The 18,301-nt window shown below is 39.4% G+C and carries 16 protein-coding genes; 1 reads left to right on the plus strand and 15 read right to left on the minus strand.

Going from position 1 to position 18,301, the window contains the following annotated elements; genetic code table 11:
- The 15 genes from FJ218_03875 to FJ218_03945 form a co-directional block, all read right to left on the minus strand.
- Window positions 1-658: acyl-CoA dehydrogenase (locus FJ218_03875; GenBank protein ID MBM4166042.1), on the minus strand; the 658-nt coding region annotated here is incomplete at its 3' end.
- A 105-nt stretch (window positions 659-763) separates the two neighbouring features.
- A complete protein-coding gene (locus FJ218_03880) occupies window positions 764-2,104 on the minus strand; it encodes a hypothetical protein (protein ID MBM4166043.1) in 1,341 nt (446 codons plus the stop codon).
- A 72-nt stretch (window positions 2,105-2,176) separates the two neighbouring features.
- Window positions 2,177-2,551, minus strand: coding sequence for a four helix bundle protein (locus tag FJ218_03885; GenBank protein ID MBM4166044.1), 375 nt, complete (start codon window positions 2,549-2,551; stop codon window positions 2,177-2,179).
- A 30-nt stretch (window positions 2,552-2,581) separates the two neighbouring features.
- Window positions 2,582-6,178, minus strand: a complete 3,597-nt coding sequence (locus FJ218_03890; protein MBM4166045.1) for a tetratricopeptide repeat protein — start codon at window positions 6,176-6,178, stop codon at window positions 2,582-2,584.
- A gap of 246 nt (window positions 6,179-6,424) precedes the next feature.
- Window positions 6,425-7,114, minus strand: coding sequence for a M1 family metallopeptidase (locus FJ218_03895; GenBank protein MBM4166046.1), 690 nt, complete (start codon window positions 7,112-7,114; stop codon window positions 6,425-6,427).
- A gap of 344 nt (window positions 7,115-7,458) precedes the next feature.
- A complete protein-coding gene (locus tag FJ218_03900) occupies window positions 7,459-9,087 on the minus strand; it encodes a T9SS type A sorting domain-containing protein (GenBank protein ID MBM4166047.1) in 1,629 nt (542 codons plus the stop codon).
- Between the two features lie 33 nt (window positions 9,088-9,120).
- The gene (locus FJ218_03905; protein ID MBM4166048.1) at window positions 9,121-9,717 is read right to left on the minus strand and encodes a TlpA family protein disulfide reductase; all 597 of its coding nucleotides are present in this window, start codon (window positions 9,715-9,717) and stop codon (window positions 9,121-9,123) included.
- Window positions 9,714-10,661: a hypothetical protein gene (locus tag FJ218_03910; GenBank protein MBM4166049.1), complete on the minus strand. Its 948-nt coding sequence runs from the start codon at window positions 10,659-10,661 to the stop codon at window positions 9,714-9,716. The genes FJ218_03905 and FJ218_03910 overlap by 4 nt, the downstream gene beginning before the upstream one ends.
- Window positions 10,662-10,700: 39 nt before the next feature.
- On the minus strand, window positions 10,701-11,216 hold the full coding sequence (locus FJ218_03915; protein MBM4166050.1) for a sigma-70 family RNA polymerase sigma factor: 516 nt from the start codon (window positions 11,214-11,216) through the stop codon (window positions 10,701-10,703).
- Window positions 11,217-11,358: 142 nt separating this feature from the next.
- Window positions 11,359-12,510 carry a peptidase M14 gene (locus tag FJ218_03920; GenBank protein ID MBM4166051.1) on the minus strand — a complete coding sequence of 384 codons (1,152 nt, stop codon included), beginning with the start codon at window positions 12,508-12,510 and terminating at the stop codon, window positions 11,359-11,361.
- A gap of 103 nt (window positions 12,511-12,613) precedes the next feature.
- Window positions 12,614-13,906, minus strand: a complete 1,293-nt coding sequence (locus FJ218_03925; protein ID MBM4166052.1) for an asparagine synthetase B — start codon at window positions 13,904-13,906, stop codon at window positions 12,614-12,616.
- Window positions 13,903-15,750, minus strand: a complete 1,848-nt coding sequence (locus FJ218_03930) for a tetratricopeptide repeat protein (GenBank protein MBM4166053.1) — start codon at window positions 15,748-15,750, stop codon at window positions 13,903-13,905. Before FJ218_03930 ends, FJ218_03925 begins: the two co-directional genes overlap by 4 nt.
- A 137-nt stretch (window positions 15,751-15,887) precedes the next feature.
- On the minus strand, window positions 15,888-16,640 hold the full coding sequence (locus FJ218_03935; protein ID MBM4166054.1) for a metallophosphoesterase family protein: 753 nt from the start codon (window positions 16,638-16,640) through the stop codon (window positions 15,888-15,890).
- Complete coding sequence (locus FJ218_03940; protein MBM4166055.1) at window positions 16,637-16,849, minus strand: hypothetical protein; 213 nt, start codon at window positions 16,847-16,849, stop codon at window positions 16,637-16,639. The genes FJ218_03935 and FJ218_03940 overlap by 4 nt, the downstream gene beginning before the upstream one ends.
- Window positions 16,846-17,280: a hypothetical protein gene (locus FJ218_03945; protein MBM4166056.1), complete on the minus strand. Its 435-nt coding sequence runs from the start codon at window positions 17,278-17,280 to the stop codon at window positions 16,846-16,848. The genes FJ218_03940 and FJ218_03945 overlap by 4 nt, the downstream gene beginning before the upstream one ends.
- 253 nt (window positions 17,281-17,533) lie before the next feature.
- Between FJ218_03945 and FJ218_03950 the strand changes: the two genes are divergently transcribed.
- Window positions 17,534-18,298: an alpha/beta hydrolase gene (locus tag FJ218_03950; protein MBM4166057.1), complete on the plus strand. Its 765-nt coding sequence runs from the start codon at window positions 17,534-17,536 to the stop codon at window positions 18,296-18,298.
- The last annotated feature ends 3 nt before the right edge of the window (window positions 18,299-18,301 follow it).

An 18,301-nucleotide genomic window follows, 5' to 3' on the forward strand; every position in this document is an offset into this window, starting at 1 on the left:
ACACTAATTCCGAAGTCACCGACGCGCGAAGAGAATGTTTGCCTTTCATTTCAGGCGCGGTAAAACCTTTCGTTCCTTTCTCGACAAGAAATCCGCGCACAACGCCATTCAATTTTGCCCACACGACTGCAACGTCTGAAATCGTTCCATTCGTAATCCACATCTTCGCTCCGTTTAACACATATCCGCTCGAAGTTTCTTCGGCGCGTGTAATCATCCCGCCGGGATTAGAACCAAAATCCGGTTCCGTCAATCCGAAGCAACCGATTTTTTTTCCGCTTGCAAGTTGTGGAAGCCATTTCATTTTTTGTTCTTCGTTCCCGTACGCAAAAATCGGATACATCACCAAACCGCTTTGTACAGAAGCGAAACTTCGTATTCCGCTATCGCCGCGTTCAAGTTCTTGTGTCATCAATCCGTACGCAACGTTGTTTAATTCCGAACCGCCATATTTTTGCGGAAGTGTGGGACCGAACATTCCCAACTCCGCCATTTTCGGAACGAGTTCGAGCGGGAATTTTCCTTCGCGGCAATGTTTTTCAATAATCGGAAGAACGTTATCATCAACAAATTCGCGAACAGTATCGCGTACGAGAATTTCTTCCGGCGAGAGCAAACTTTCGATGTTATAGTAATCAACGGGTTTTGTTTTGGGCATAAACAATTTTCAAGGTGAGTAAATTTTGGAGGCAAAAATTACAAAAAAGGGGACTGAAGGAAAAGGTTTGCGATGAAAAAAAATTATTTCCCAGGTTGCGAACAACTATGTACGAAACCACGAATGGATGACATCCGTAAATTTTGCCGCGGCGGATGAATACGGGTCAATTTCATTATGAATAAAAATATCGCCTATATACAACCGTGCTTCATTCCACGATTGCATCGCGTTGAGAGTATCAATCGCTTTCTGATATTCCGCTTCACTCCTCCGAAAAATTTTCTTCGTGAATTTTTTTTGCATTCGTTCACTCATGGTTGAACGAATATCTTTTCTTGAAGTGATAACATTTTCTTCCTTTCGTTCTACATCCTGTTTCGTTTCAAACAGTGGTCCGTGATGTTGTTGCTCTTTTGTATCTCTTGCAGAAAAATCTCCTGATGATTCGATTTGAACAGACTCTTCTTCCCTGGGAATGTTTTTTTCTTCCAAAGGAAAATATATAGGCGACGACGGTTTCTTAAGTAATGCAAGCACCTCTTCTTCTGTTGGAGCCATAGAAGATAACGCATCGTCGAATTCGCTGCTTTCGGCTTCTTGCGGAGTAATTTCTTCTTTGTTTTGAAATGGAGTTATAGCATCTGAAGCAACAGGTGAATTTTGCGCGAACAAACTTCCTTTGGTCGAAAAAATATGTTCGAGAATGTTTTGAACATCTTTTTCCGTTACCGGGTCCCAATTGTTTGCATCCATATTTTTTTGAACCTGTTCGGCAACAGAATTCATTTTTTTATCTTCAAAAAATTTCTGTGCCGCTTGAACAGGAATCGTTTCTACACCAACGGAGGAACCGCAGTTGAAATACCTGAAAATCGGTTTCATTATTGTTACTATCTCGCGCGGGGTTCTTCGTTGAAAATATTCTTTGTCGAGATTGTGTAATAAGAGTTCGAGTTCGGTTTTCGTGAATTGCGCCATTTTCGTTTCTTCAACAACGCGTTCCACGATGCGAACAATATAATCGTATTCGGAAAATCCTTTCAACATTTCGAGCATGGTAGTCGAAGATATTTTTTCGCTGTTATTGAACACAAAACTACGGAGAGTCCACTGCGGACGCACAAGATAATTGAGCATCAAATGAATTCCATCATCGAGCGAATGTAAAAACTCCTTCCGCGGAAAAGAATAATTGAGCACCAGCACAGATTGCAGTTCATTTTTTATTGTACGCATCGTTGCAGGTGCATACGAAAATTTACTCTGCGATACTGTTTGCTTCCATTCACGCGCAAATTTTTCTTCCACGCCGAGGCGAAAATAATATTGAATACTTGAAGGAATATCCGCTACTAAAATTTCACGCAATGTTATTTTCCCTCGCGAGCCAATAGTACGCGCATGAATTATTACCGTAAGTCGTTCGAGTTCTTGGTCAAACATAGTAGTATAAAAGTATAAAGTTCAAAAATCAAATGTCAAATAAATTTCAAATTCCTAAAATCCAAAACTGAACTATAATTTCTTTTTCAAAATGATGGAAGAAAAAATCAGAGTGAGTTCGTGCGATTCTTTCCATAATGTTCTGCATTCGTCTTTTTTTGTTGGGTTTGCTTTAGCAATCATTCTTAACCAATGCATTGTTTCTTTCGACTCTTTTTTGCATAAAGCGATTTTGTGATAAAAATCTTTTTTCGATTCAGCTCCATCGGCTTCCATATAATTTGCGCCGATACTTGTTGCAGAACGAACCACTTGATTTATCAATGGTTTATTCACCGATGTTTCCGGAATTGCCAAAACAAATTCAATAATATCTTCTCCAAATTTTGCTGTGCGTTCAGCTAAATCATATTTCTTTTCTTTAGAACTTTGGATTTGATTTGACATTTGAACTTTGTAATTTGAAATTTATCAACATTACTTCTTCATCAAATTGTTTACGCGATCAATTTCTTTTTTTGCCGACGCTTTAAACATTGCATCAATACCGTTTCTATCAATGATTTGTTGATACATAGCAATGGCATTATCAAATTTAGAAAGTTGTTCATACGATTGTCCCGCCATATACAACGCTGTCGCCGTCCAATCAATTTTGGTTTTCTTTATTACGAGATACGGCACTTTTAAAAATTCCAAAATCGCTTGCTGATAATCGCCTTTGTAAAAATACGCTTCTCCGATGTCGTAGCGCACTTCCGCTTCAATGTCGCTTCCGTAATCGTCAAGCAATTTTTGAAAATGTACCACCGCTTGGTCATAATATTCGAGCCGCGTGAACAAAACGCCGATGGTGATTTTTTTGCTCAACACAGATTCATCGTTTGGAAATGCAGCAATAAAATCTCTCGTTGCTTTCAATGCGGCATCATATAAACGCAGCGATTGAAACGCTTCAATCAGATTACTCATCGCCAACGGTAGAATGTCGCTTGCTTTTTCTTGATACGCCAATACGCGTTGATACAACGAAATCGCGGAATCAAATTGCTCTTTATTGTACGCAATATTCCCGAGAGAAAGAATTGCACGCGGAATAACATCAACATCTGAAGAAATTGCAACGACACGGCGATACATTTTCTCAGCTGAATCCGGTTTTTCTTGCGCTTCAAAAATTTTTCCTCGCCAATACAACGCACGAGCAATTGTTTCATCATTCATTTTCTTTGCAAGAATTCCATCCAAAATTTTCGACGAAGTTTGCAAATTACTTTGTCGCATAAAATATCGCGCGCGTTCTATTTCCAGCGAAGCGATTGTTATGCTGTCATTCGCGTACGATTTTTTGAACTCATCAAACAACGGGTTTGCACCGAGTAAATTTTCCGAACGCAGTTTCGCGACGATAATTTTCTCTTGATAATATTTTTTCAACGAGTCGTTCTGAGCATTTTTTTTCAACTCCTCAAATTGCCTAATCGCTTCAACGTATTGCTCTGTTTCAAAAAGCAAATCAGCGATATTTTTTTCTGCATTTCCCGTGGTTCCGAGTGCACTTGCTTGACGAAAATACGCAGCAGCAAGTTCTGAATTTCCTTCGCTCTTTTCCAAATTTCCCAACGCGAAAAACACTTGCGCGGCATTGGTTGAATAATGATCGAGCGAAAGCGCGTACAAATAATGTTCGCGCGCTTTGGTTACATTATTCTCAGTGAAAAAAATCGCGGCAATTTTTTGGTGCAATGAAAATGTATGGCGTTCTGAAAATAAATTCCGTCCTTGTTCGTCAAGCATTGTCTGCAAAAGGATAACCGCTTCGTTATGTTGCTTTTGCAAAAACAACGCTTCAACTTCCAAACTCTCTGCACTCGCTGCATACTTTGTATAGTAAAACTGTTCCCGAAGATTTCTGAACAATTCTTCGGCGTTATTTTCTGAAGAAAGGTTTTGTTCTTGCAGCAGTATAGTTCCTAACTCAAAATTCGCTTGAGCGGAAAATTTTCCATTGAAATATTTTTGCAATTCTTTCTTCCAAATCAATTTCGCAGAATCGCTATTTGCATTCGTCTTAAAAATCTTTCCTAAACGAAACAACGCTTCTTCCGCGCTTTCGGTTGAGAGAAATTGTTCTGCAATTTGAAAATATGTTTTCTTCGCTGTATCAATTTGTCCACTTTGTTCAAATGCTTTTGCTAACGAAAGAATGACTTCATCTTTTCCCGGAATCATCGGAAACGAAACGAGAAGATTTTCAACAACAAGCGGTAATTCTTGAATGGAAATTGTTTTCTTCCGTAATTGAAAACGAGCATACGCCGCTTCATTTGCAAACCGATGTGCAGGAAATTGTTTCAGAAATTCTTCATACAATGAAATTGCATTATTGTTCTCCTCAACAAATTCCACGCTCTTTGCTCTAAAAAACATTGCTTCCGCTTTTTTATCGCTCGCAAGTTCGCTCTTCAGTGCAGTTTCAAATTGTTGCGCCGCGGCAGAATAATTTTTGAAATCGTTGAAATAAATTTCGCCGAGATGGAACGCAACATCTCCTTTGTTTCCTCCGCTTATTGCATCACCAACAAGCAACGCAAGTTTTTCTACCGCAATTCGATAATCTTTTTGCAAATATATCTGTATGTATTTCGCTCGCTGTTCCGCGCTGTCAATCAACCCGCTCGAAGGGAATTGTTTTTTTGACGAAGAATATTTTTCGACTGCTTTTTCATATTCACGTAACGAATCATCACAAACCGCAATAGCAAACGAAACATCATCGGAGAACGTGTGTTGAGGAAATTTTTCTTCAAACAATGAAAAAAATCGCCGCGCTTCTTCATAATGTTCCGTGTGTTCCAATAAAACTTTTCCTGCGCGGAATAAAGCGACCGGAGAATTGATGGTGTCTTTACAGAGCGTTGCGAGTTGTTCGTATGCATTTGCAGAGAGAGCGAAATCGTTGTTTGCTTCCGCGCTTGCAGCAAAATGAAACAACGCACTTTTTTTCAGCGAAGCATTTTCCGTATGCAATGCTTGTTGAAAATATTCTTTCCCTTTGGAAAACTTTTTTGCATTGGATGACGCAATTCCCGCTTGAATCAAAACGTTCGCTCGCAATTCACTCAAAGGAAATTTTTGCAAGAATTGTTCGTAGTAATGAAGCGCATTCGTTTCATCGTTCAGAGAAAGAAAACAATTTCCAATTTCAAACGTTGCTTGTTCTCCAATGGTGAACGAATCTCTCACCGCTTTCTTAAACATTTCAATCGCATCGAGAAATTTTTCTTGTTGCTGTAATAATTTCCCAATTTCAAAATTGGCTTCATTTACGTTTTGCGTTTCAGAAAATTTTTCAAGAGCACGACGAAATGTTCTCTCTGCATCATCGAATCGTGCAACGCGAAGATAGAGTTTTCCAAGCGCAATCGTTGCTTCACATTGCGTTGATTTATCTGTGCTTTCCTTCGCAAGTTTTTCCAATTCGTTTTGCGCAGAAGAAATATTTCCTTCCTCCATCGAAACGGAAATCAAACGCAATTTTGCTTTCGGAAAAATTTTTGCCGTTGAAAATTCGCGTGTGATGGCTTTCAAAACACGTTTTTCATTTTCTCCATCGTTCGTTTTTTTGTAACAATCGCTCGCTCTGAACAATGCATCGGGAACGCTTGCATCATTCGGGAAAAAAACTTTGAGACGCTCGTACGCATTTGCCGCCTCTTTGAAATTACTGACACGCTCGAATATTTCTGCAACGTACATCCACGCTTGCGGCGCTTTGGGATTGGTTGAATAACTCAATGCAAAATTTTGAAACGTCGAACGCGCTTCATCGAATTGTTTCAGTTGCGTTTGAATTTGGCCGATATAAAATTTTGATTCGATTGCATTTGCCGATGAGGAATATTTTTCTGCAAAACGTTGAAACTGTTCAAGCGCGAGGTCGTAACTTTTGTCCTCATACAATTTTACTGCAAATTTGAATTCGGCATTCTCTTGCGCATCTTGAGTTCGCGCGAGCGTAGCAATGCAAAGTATCGTGAATAAAAAGCGAATTGAATGAGTGAATCTTTTCATAAAAGCAAGGGCAAATTTACTTAAAATATTTATTGCCGAAAACAAGCACGCTACAATTACCTTTTGTTGTTTCGTTTGAACATCGTGTTTGGAGTTCTTCTTAAATACTCAAATTGTGGTATTGCATCTTAAAATTTATTCGTATAACTTGAAAGTGTAATTTTATATACCAATGACAATTTTCATTTAAGAAACAAATCCACGTCGTCTCTCGTTCGATAAAATCGGACAACGAGGAAGAATAACCTACAATGATCTATCCTCTATCACTTGATTGCTGAACAGAACGACCATCATCACATAAAACAAACTCAACGGTTGCTTCGTGAACGTAAAGGTGAACATTTGATTGTTTGTATCGTTGAAAACACGAATTGTGGTATCGGTTCCACCGGAAAAACTGATTTTCAATTCGAGTGGCATTTGAAAAAATCCTGTATTCGTTTGCGTTTGCTTCGTAATGTATTTCGCTTGCCAAACGCTTCCGCCGAGTGAAGAAATTCCGTACGAATTTTGATACACGGGATGATTTGGTGATTTTACCCATTGATTAAAAAACCAATCGAGGTTTTGTCCTGTCGCTTCATTCATTTTTTGCATAAATGCATCCGTAGTCGCAAACTTATACTTAAATCGAGCAGTATCCGTTGCATACGAATTTATTGCAGAAAAGAATAATAAATCACCCAATGTATATCGCAATATGTGAAGCACGCACGCGCCTTTGTTGTACGTAACGGCAGTATTAAAAAGCACAGCCACCGATGGAGTATAATCCGCCCACGACGGATTATACATCGCCCATCCGGGATTCGGCTGTAAATATCCGTTCGCGTCGTTGTTAATGTCGTTTTTGTATGCTGAATATTGTCCCAGAAGTTTGTTCGAACAGAATATTTTTTTTCTTGAGAAATTGTAAAAATTCTTTGACATCATTCGAGTACGATTCGAGTGTGTTTTAAGAAAGATTTTTTTCTAAAGAAATATGTTGACAAAAAGAATGAAGAAGGGGAAATGCGGAATCTGCAGCGGATTCGTTTTGAGTTTTTCGAATGTTCTTCGTTGTTGGCAAAACAGCTCTGTTACGCCATTGCCGGTTCTTGACCCGTCATTACATTTTATCTTGGCGTAACAACTCCGGGTGGTGGAGAAATGGTATCGCGAACGCAGAATATTTCATAAGAATTTAAAATAGAAAAGAATGTATTAAGAAGAATAGATACTTGTGCAGGCATAGTACCTCATATCTGCGCCTGCACAATGAAGCGCGGTTCAACGCACTATTTAAGTAAAAGCATTTTCTGTGTTCGAACGTTGTTTCCGACTTGCAAGCGGTAGAAATACACGCCACTCGGAATATCATTTGCGTTCCAAGGAATATTGTACGTTCCTGCTGCCAGTTTTTCGTTCACAAGTGTAGCGATTTCTTTCCCAAGAACATCATATACTTTTAAGGAAACAAATCGGAAATCCAAAATCTGAAACCTGAAATTTGTTGTCGGATTAAACGGGTTCGGATAATTTTGGTACAGAATAAAATCATTCGGCGTAGAAGTAAAATTCTCGCGAACATTATCAATTCCGCCCGCAAGAAATTCTCCGGTTTCAATATCTATAATTGCGTGGAAGTACAACGAAGTTCCATCTGATAACAACGCTTCATATTCACCAACCCAAACTACTTTTGTTGTATCCTGCGGATATATCCAAACAAAATTTCCGCCGAACAGTCTTCGGGAAACAACATTATACAGTTGACGAAATTCTTCCCCGCCATTATGCTCTACTACCCACATTGCGCTATCGCTATCAATAAAATTTTCCGGTATCGGTCGCGAATTTTGCGGAAACGGCGGTGGATTGGTTGTATCTACCATCATAAAGAACGACGATGCAAACACTGTTGTATAGAATTGCAATGTTGGCGAGAAAAACATATACATCCATCCAAACGAAGTACCGTCTAAATTTATCGTATCTCCATCTGATTGCGCAAATACATATCGTAACTGTTGGTCAGAAGCGTACTGTGATGCAAGAGTTTTCGCAGTATCAACAAACCCGGTTGCCGTTGTTAAATAAAATAATTGTCGCAATGTCATATTGACTCCATCGCGATTATCTCCTTGAATCACGATACTATCCTGCACCCCGTCGTTATTCTCGTCGTAAAAACCGATGTAGTCGTCAAAGGGATCTAATTCACCGTCACCGTTTGCATCTTTTGCGCAAACGGGCCAATACGTTCCATCACGAAGATAATACGTAGTATACTCTCCCGTTGAATTGGTAATAACAACTGAACTGCGAGCATTTCCATAATCTGAAAACAACGGTTTATCTAACAATGCAATAAATGCGCCCGAAACTTCACCTGCGTACGATACAATTCCCTTCACGACAAATTGCCCATGTTCCTGAGAAGTTGTATAATTTAATACGTACGGCATTGCCAACATTTCACCATTCAAACTACGCGCTCCTATTACAATCCATACATAATCCGTGTTCGCAGTGTGCGTTACTTCGATTGATATTGTTTGAAGATTTCCGCTGTACGTAACATTTCCCAACGTAATGGAATCTAGGGGGTCATGCGCAAGTAAATTTATCGGCAGTTGCAAATCGCCGAAGCGAGTATTCGTATCAATAGGCGATGAAAAGTTAAAACTTACGATTGTGGATAGTTGCACTTCTTGTTCGCCATCCACAGGGGTAGATGACGTTATAACAAACTGCGCTTGCGTTTGTAAAGAAAATACAATAAAGAGAGTGAATATAAAATTCAATATTCGAAACATAAATTTCTCTGGAATTTGTGATTGATAAAAAAAAATTGTGGCTAAAAATAACAAAACATTGTTATGACAACAAGCGTTATAAATCGCATCTTCAAACTTCTGCACCATTGATATTTCATCGGTTTCCTTTATGATTTATGCTTAAAGAAACTTTTCAATCTCACTCAGGAAAAACTCCTTCGGTCGCGCGCCAATCCATTGCGAAACGATTTTCCCATCTTTGTTCAACAAAAATGTTGTGGGATACGCTCGCACATTTCCAAATGCACTTTGAATTTCCTCATCGCGGTCAATAATAATGGGATACGAAAGTTTAAAATGGTTGATAAATTCTCTCACGTCTTCGCTAGCCGATGGTCCCGTATCCGCAGAAATCCCAAGAAATTTTACTCCTTTGTTTCGCAGTTCGTTTTGCACTTCCACCATATCGGGAGTTTCCATTTTACACGGTCCGCACCACGTCGTCCAAAAATTCACAAGCGTTAATTTTTCCGTGAACGATGAAAGTGTAACGCTATTCCCTTGCGCATCTTTCCAGTGAAGATTTGGTGCAGCATCGGTATTGCTTGCTTGCACAAAAAGATATTCGCCAAGCACGGGAGTTGTTGTTCCTGTTTCTTGCGAAACGGATTGCTGTTGTTTGTTTTCTTCTCGTTCATCCGCAGTATTTTTATTGCATCCGGAAACGAAAAAAACAAGAAAAGAAAAATATGTAAGGAAGAAGATTCGGTGATTCATTTTGCACTGTTGATTGTTTTAAAACCATGAAATAATTCTTGATGAACTTCTTGTTTATCCGCATTGCTCACGGCATAGTACAAAACACCTTTATCTATCCACATCGCGATGCAACAATTTGAATCGGAATCGTCTATATACCAATTTCCTTTTTTTAAAACTGTTTGTGCGGATTCCGGGAGGAAAAAAAGATTCAATTCATCAAACGAATTGAAGGTTGTTTGATACAATGCAACATTATGTCCACGGTGTGAATACATTACTTGTGCAACCTGTTCGTTTTGAAACTGCGAGACAATGCCGCCTATCAACTCGCAGTCACTCATTTCGGGAAGCCGCACGGGAAAATTGACACGTGAAGCAAGATACTGTTCCAATTCTTTTCTCTGCGATGTAAGTTTTTCAGGTTTCTTTTTTCCTTGCAAAAACAAATCGAATTCCGTCATTGATTCATTGAGGATGGGCGGAAGCGATTTCTTTTTGGGTTTTGGTTTTTCCGTTTGTTTCGTTTCTGTTGCAACGGGAACAGAAATATTTTCCGTTACTGTTTCTTTTGCAGGATAAGAAACTACTTTTTGTTCGGAAGTTTGCTGTGGCGTTTTCTCCGTATTGTACAACAAAAAAAACACGAACGCCGCTACTGCAACGGCGCCGCTTATTGCAAATGACGGTTTCCACCAATGAGTAAAAAAAGGAAAACGTTGTTCGGTTTGCGTTCCTGCTTCAATGCGGGTTTTTTCAATAATATCTGCGCGGATTTTCCAAGGAGTTTTCAGAGGAGGAAGCGTTGCGCGAAGAAGTTGTTTGGTTGCTAATTCAACTTCGTAGAGTTTTGAACAATGTGCGCATTGGTTGAGATGAGCATCGAGTATGTGTTGTTCTTCGGCAATAAGTTCGTTATCCGCTAATGCTGTGAGCAGTTCGTAGTACTGTTCGCAATTCATTGTTGTCTCCTTTCGATTAAAAATAAATAAACAGTAACCTCAGACATCGGTTATATATCCTTTCTTTTTTGCATACGTAAGTAATTTTTTTTGTAACATTTTTCTCCCGCGGTGTAACCGTGAGCGAACGGTGCCAATCGGGCATTGTAAAAATTCTGCTATTTCTTCGTACTGCAGACCTTCAATATCGCAAAGAAGTATAACGGTGCGAAAATCGTTGGGAAGGGAATCGAGTGCGTCAGTTACTTCGTCGTCGAGTAAGTTCGTATAAAGATTATGCTGCAAGTCGGAAGATTCGACGGCAGATTCATCTTTGAGGGAGTCATAAAATTCTTCGATTTCGTTGTAACTAACGGATTCGCCTTCTTTTTTTTCTTTGCGATAACGGTTGATATACGAATTTTTCATTATCCGAAACAACCACGCTTTCAAATTAGTTCCCTTCTCGAATTGTTCCCAAAAACGAAATGCTTTCAGATACGTTTCCTGCAATAAATCCTGCGCATCTTCTTCGTTGTTGGTGATTCGCATTGCATAACTAAAAAGTAAATCCATATGTGGAACGGCAATGCGTTCAAATTCTTTTTGCTTTTGTTTTATATCCAAAAATTGATGTGCAGTTTAGTGAACTATGGTTGTATTCAATTAAGCGGTGAAAAAATACTAAAAGAGAGAGGTTTGACCAAGAAAAGATATGTTACCACGCCGTTTTTAGAAATTCAATTCCTTTGCTTTGAAAAAAATCCACATCAATATTTTTCCCCAATACAATTTTTTCTCGGGGAATAACAATTTCGCTTGCATTTATTTCTCGAAGCGCAGCGAACGTAGATAAATCTCCAATGTCAACTATTTTCGGAGGAAATTCGCAATGTGTATCCACTTGATACGAAATGCCAATATCGGCAGTGAACATTTTCTCTTCAGGAAATTGAATAATGGCATTGCGTAAAATGACATCGTACGCTTTTTTACCGTTAAATGGAAGTTGCTCGTACGAAGAAATTTTCGAGGAAGAAAATTCGTTTGTAGCAATTGCATAATAAGCAGAAAGCAAACTCACCGCATACAATTTCCGAATATTTTTTTTCTCGAAATCGTTTTTTCTGTGCCCCGCTTCGAGGAGTATCGTACTCACACCAAAGTATTGCATCGAATCGCCGAATGCACGCGGTTCAAAATCGTCGTTGTATCGCGCAAGATTATTCGGAATAAATTGTTTCATTGTTTCGGAAATAACAGCGGCAACGTGCTTTGCTTTTGTTCGCGTTTCATTTTCACTTTTCGCTTCGTCAAATGCCGGGGCAAGTAATGCAAGAGCAGTAATTTCTTTTGTGCTGGAAATAGTACTCAATTCTTGGTCGTGTAAATTGAAACCGAATTCCGGTCGCAACTTCAAACGTAAACCGTGCAACAATCTTGCTTCGTACGAAACACACGCTTGCGCATCGCGGTTAATGTCAATGTTTTGCGCGTTTCTTCGTTGCTTGCATTCTGCTCCGTCGGGATTAACCATCGGAAGAAAATACAATGTACATTCGGAAAGAATTTTTTCTGCTTCGCTTGTATTTCTGTTTGTCAAAAGAAAATTCAGAACATCAAATATTGCTTTCGTTGCAGTAGATTCGTCTCCGTGCATTTGTGTCCAGCAAAATATTTTTCGTTTTCCATTCCCGATGGAGAGCAAATACATTGTTCTATCTTCAAACGAAATCCCGGCTTCTTCAATTTTTATTTCGCTTTCTTTCAACGAATGAATATGCTCTTCAATTTCAGAATGAATAACATACGTGGAAAATTTATTTACTTTCCATTCATCGTAGGAATAAAAAAGTTGTTGGTGATTCACTTGGGATTGCCGTTATTCGTCGGTGGTCATTTGTAATTGGTAATTAGTCATTCGTAAAATCTCAACGTTTTTTTAAGCAAGACAACTAATAACAAATTACCAATTACGTCTTCTGCTGTTTCTTCTTCGCCGCGGGAAAGAGAACATTATTCAGAATCAAACGATATCCGGGAGAATTTTTGTACAACTCCAATTGCGTGGGAGGGTCTCCAACAGCGTGCTGATAATCTTCCGGGTCGTGTCCGCCGTACCACGTAAATGTTCCGCGTCCGTAATTACCATGAATGTATCGCACTTCTTGTGTCCCTTCTTTTTCGGCAAGTACAATCACAGATTTCTTTATCAAATTTTTTTTGAAATTTGTTGTTTGCCCCATAAATCCGTGAATCACATTGACATGATTTTGCGTAAGCATTGTCGGTACCGGGTCATACTTTGCAGAAAATTCAAACAGCGTAAAATAATCCGTTTCAGAATTCATCATTCCTGCCATATCGCTCGGAGGAATGTCAATATCGGAATATTCGTAGCGAAGCGGATTTGTTTCATATGTAAAATTTTCAAATGCAAGAGTTTTGGTAAAATCCAATTTCGTTTGCGCTTTGGAATCTTGCGGGTCTCCATCGTACATCACATCGCAAATGTCAGTATGTTCCGCCGCAAGAGCAAGGTCAAATGCATCTGTTGCGGCGCACATTGCAAACGTGAATCCTCCTCCCGCAATAAAATTTTTTATTTCGCGCGCAACTGTTTTTTTCATTTCCGAAACTTTCTTGTAGCCAAGTTTCTTCGCCATTTGTTCATTCAGCACTTGTTGTTCGATATACCACTGCGCAGAATGAAACGACGCATAAAATTTTCCATATTGTCCCGAAAAATCTTCGTGATGAACATGCAACCAATCGTACTGATTCAACTTTTTTCCCAGCACTTCTTCATCCCATAATTTATCGAACGGAATTTCCGCATATGTTAACGCAAGCACAACTGCATCATCCCACGGCCGAAAATTCGATGGTTGATACACTGCAACCTTCGGCGCTTTTTCTAAACGAACCGCTTCCATATTATTATCTTCGCTTTGCACTTCGCTGAAAATTCGCGCCGCATCGCTTCCAGAAACTTGTTCGTAAAAAACTCCGCGCACGCGACATTCGTTTGCGATGCTTTCGTTGGCATCGCAGAGAAACGAACCGCCGCGATAATTCAAAAGCCAATCTACATCAATATTTTTTGTAAGTATCCAATACGCAATTCCGTACGACTTCAAATGGTCGGATTGCGATAAGTCCATAGGGATAAGTATTTTTCCCTGCGTGAAGGAAAGTGTTGTTAGGAGAAAGAAGTAAGAAGTAAGTAGTAAAAGTTTTTGAGATTTTCTGGAATCGAAAATCATAGCGTATCTCCTCTTAACACCCGAATGCGTTTTCGCGCTTCTTCGACAAATAACGATTTCGGAAATTCGTGTAATATAATTTCGTACGATTCAATTGCTTTCGGAATATTTTTTTCATCATAGTCATAGATTTTCGCTATCATCATCATTGCATTGTCGCGCAGCATGCTTTCGGAATAGTGAGAATAAATTTTTTGCAGCGTAGAAATTGCTGTGCTGTATTGTTTCACTGTGTATTGAAGCTCGCCTGTTTTCAGTAAGGCATCATCGGCGAGTTCCGAATTGGAAAAATTTTCCACGAGATGCTGAAACGCGGTTATGGCTTCGGAATAGTTATTTTGCCGAGCAAGAAAATCTGCGGCGGCAAATTTTTTTAGAACAAACTCTTCTTTCCCGCGATGCGTTTCAATGAATAAACTCAAACTCAACGCATCGTTGGCGATATCGGTTGCAAGCACTTTCGTGAGTTCCTCCAGGTGTTTCGATACTTCTTGAAAATTTCCTTTGAAGTAATAAATTTCCGCAAGACGAAACTGCGCAAGTTCTTTTTGCGAAGAAAGAATGCGTTGTTCCTGAAGAATAGAGCGCAATTCTTTTTCTGCAAGAGCAGTATCGCCAAGTTGCAAATGAATTTCTGCTGTTCGCTGAATACCATCAATTCGCAACGGTGAAGAGAGAGGAACGTTATTTTTCAGTTCGCCAAGTGTTGCAAGCGCTTCCGAAGAATTATTGAAATGCTCACTTTGAATCATCGAAATCTGCAACAAACATTTTGTCCCAAGTTCGCTTTTGTTGTGAGTGGAAGCAAGAGTTCTGTACGTAGATACGGCATCTTCGAATGAAATGCGGAATTGCAAGGAAGAAAATTTTCTTGACGTTGTCGAATCTGCAACGCTCAAGGTTTCGGAAAGTTTTTCCAAACATTGCGCAAACCCAAATTGTGCGGTTGCAATCATCGGAAAACGCGGATACAACCTGATGACATCGTAATACGCTTGCGCCGCGATAAAAAATTCCTTATCACGAAAAACACGTTCGGCAAAATTATACAGTTCGTTTCCATTGGCGCGCGTTTGCTCATCTATTTCGCGGTACAAATTCAACGCTTCCGAATATAGTTTCCCTTCCATCAAAAGCCACGCGAGAAGTCGTTTCAGTTGCAAATTATTTTTTTCTCGACTGTTTGCTTCTATTACCATTTCTGTTGCCGCGACAAGACCTTCTTTTTTCCCGGTGAATGAAGATAGTCGCGTTTGGACGAGAGAAAGTTGCTGCGGCGTATCGTTCAAAAGTAAAAGAAATTCCCTTGCTGCATTTTTATACTGCATCGTCATAGCATAGAGCGAACCTATTTCTGTTACAAATAAATTTTTATTCCCGATTTCCGTTCTTCCACGCAAATAAAAAGCAATTGCTGTTTCCCACATTCGGTTTTCCTGCGCAGCATCTGCAACGATTTTATATACAACGAAATTTCTTCTGTCGAGCGCAATTCCTCGTTCCCACGTGAGTAAGGCAAGCGATTCTTTCTCCGCTTTTGCAAACACTGAACCAAGAGAAGCGATAAGCGCAATATCGTTCGGAGTTTTTTTCAAACGATTTTCGCAAATGGAAATTGCGTTTTCATATTTTTTCAGTTGCAAATATCCGCGCCGAAGTGCGTCGAAATAGAAAGTGTTCGCAGAATCATTGCGAAATAGTTCTTCGTACAGAGAAATTGCTTTTTCCCAATCGCCGCCGCGTTCATAGTTCTGAGCGAGTTTGGATTTCATATCGTTTGACTGCGTCAGTACAATTTCGGTATAAGCCGAGCTAATGAAAAGTACGAGAAGAATTGATTTCATCGCTGATGAAAAGATATTGTATGAAAATTTAGTTCCAACGTGGCAATAAATATATGGAAAAATTGAGGAGCGTGAGGAACGAACGAAACCGTAATGCTTTCTCCGCGTTTTTTTTAGAACTTTTTGAAAGAAACAAGTTATTTCCCAACGAACAAACGTCGTGCATTATGTTCCGGAAGTTTTTCACGACGGATTTTTTGCGCCGCAGAGTACACATCGTACTCGGCACGATAATTTCTGTAAATGAGTTGCTCCGTATCGAACACGCCGAAACTCAAACGCCAGTCGTGGTCGCGCGGTTGTCCAATACTACCAACGTTAATCAAATATTTATGTAGATGATTCAAACGAAATTCTGAAATGGAACATGCGCTTTGGTTTTCTATTCGTATCGGTTCAAGTGTTTCTTCACTGTTCGAAAATATTTCGGCATAATGCGAATGTCCGAAAAAACAATGTTGCGTAGAAAAGTAACGAAAATTTTCGTACGCATCGTATTCCGAAAGAATATAATGCCATCCCGCAGGATCTTTGGGAGACGAATGAACAAATTTGCTTCCAAATTGCTCGCATGATATCGGAAGATGCGTGAGGAAAATGCTATTATGGTCAGTGATTTTTTGGTTTGTCCATACCGTAGATTTCAATGCAAGTTCCGTAAAATTCGAATGCGCTTTTTGAATATTTTCCACTGCTTCATCGTGATTGCCGAGTAAGACGACAGAGCAATGTTTTCGGATGAGTTCGATACATTCATTCGGATTTGCGCCATAATCTACCATATCGCCAAGACAAACAATTTCATCCACTGCGAGCGAATCAATAATATGCAACGCTTTCGACAACGCTTCAAGATTTGCGTGAATATCGGAAATGATTGCAAGTTTCATACACGATGTTGAGGAAGAGAGTGCAATGTTTCAAGACTAAAATTCGACAATACGCCAAAACAGTACGTGTACGGTTCTTTAAAATGAATTCCCAGTCGCAAACTTTCATTTGCGGCATAGAGTAAACCGAAATCGAAACCAAGCGCAGCCGCAACAGAACTTCCCGCTTGACGTTTTGAATAAAACTGATACAAAGGTTCCAAATTCAAACTTGAGTTTCGATGGAACATATTCCGTCGAGTAGCGCGGTTGCGGTTATTGTTTCTTGTATTATTTTTCCATCAACGAGATGAAATAGTTTCGACATTCCCACTTCCAAATTTCCCGCAAGGAGTAGTTTTTTAGGAGAGTGTTGTTGAATTGGCGGTGAAGACGGCTGCACAATTTCAGCGGGCGGCGATGGCGGATTTGACGATTGAAAAACCATAATGACACCTGCGGCTTTCAATTTTGAAAGTCGCACGAATGGAACTCCGTAATGGATAATGGTGTATTCATCCAACGTTTTCTCTGTAAAGCCGCGCTCTTTTGCAAGTATTCGAATCGCTTCCGCTTGCGCAGGAAGAATTGTTTCTTCTTGCGCGCGAACCATTGCAAACATTGTAATGAAAAGAAAAAAGAAAAATACTTTCGCTCTCATAAAATATTCCTGTTATTATTTTTTGTGGGAAAAAGTAGGAAAATTTACGTAAAGAAAGAAAAGCGATTTTTTTTGTCAATATTTCTTCAAAAGAATTGCAAATCGAATATCCCTTTCGTATTTTTCACCCACTTTAAAAAACGATACGAAAGAAAATCGAACAATAACTCTGCAATACAAGTCAAAGATTTTTCAAGAATCATTTGCAATTCCTTCTTCATCAGGAAAAATCATCACGGGAGATATTCGTTGGATGGATGATGGAACAAAAAAACCGCTCGTTATTATTTGTCACGGTTTTATGGCGTTCAAAGATTGGGGAATGTTCCCATTTGTTGGAAAAGAATTTGCGCACCACGGGTTTGTTTCAGTTGTTTTCAATTTCTCTCATAACGGAATTGCAGACAACAATAAAAAAATTACTGATTACAACGCATTCGAACACAATTCAATTTCTAAAGAACTGGCGGATATTCGGAGCGTTACCGATGAACTGTACGACGGTTCGTTGAAAAAAAATTTCTTTGACACGAAAACTATTGCGCTAGTCGCTCATTCGCGAGGCGGAGGAATTGCAATTGTTCACGCATCAAACGATTCGCGTGTATCAATGCTTGCGACGTGGTCTTCCATTGCTCGTTTCGACAGATGGAACACAAATCAAAAAATTCGTTGGCAGAAAGATGGATTTCTTCCGGCAAGCAATCGGATACAATCACATCCGTTGAAACTAGGAATTGATTTTTTGAACGATATGGAATACAACGCAGAAAAATTTTGTATTACGACATCCGCATCACGGTTAACTATTCCTTGGCTGATCGTGCAAGGGACTGAAGATGTTATTACGCCGCTCAATGAAGCGCATGAACTTCTTGAACATTCGAATAAGACACAAACGGAGTTTTTACTTTTACATCACGTCGGTCATCTTTACAACGCATTCAACGAACACGATAGAACAACTGTTCGACACGTTGTAGATGTAACTGCACATTTTTTTCAATCAAAACTATAACAG

The organism is Ignavibacteria bacterium (assembly GCA_016873775.1).
Taxonomy (GTDB): domain Bacteria; phylum Bacteroidota; class Ignavibacteria; order UBA10030; family F1-140-MAGs086; genus JAGXRH01.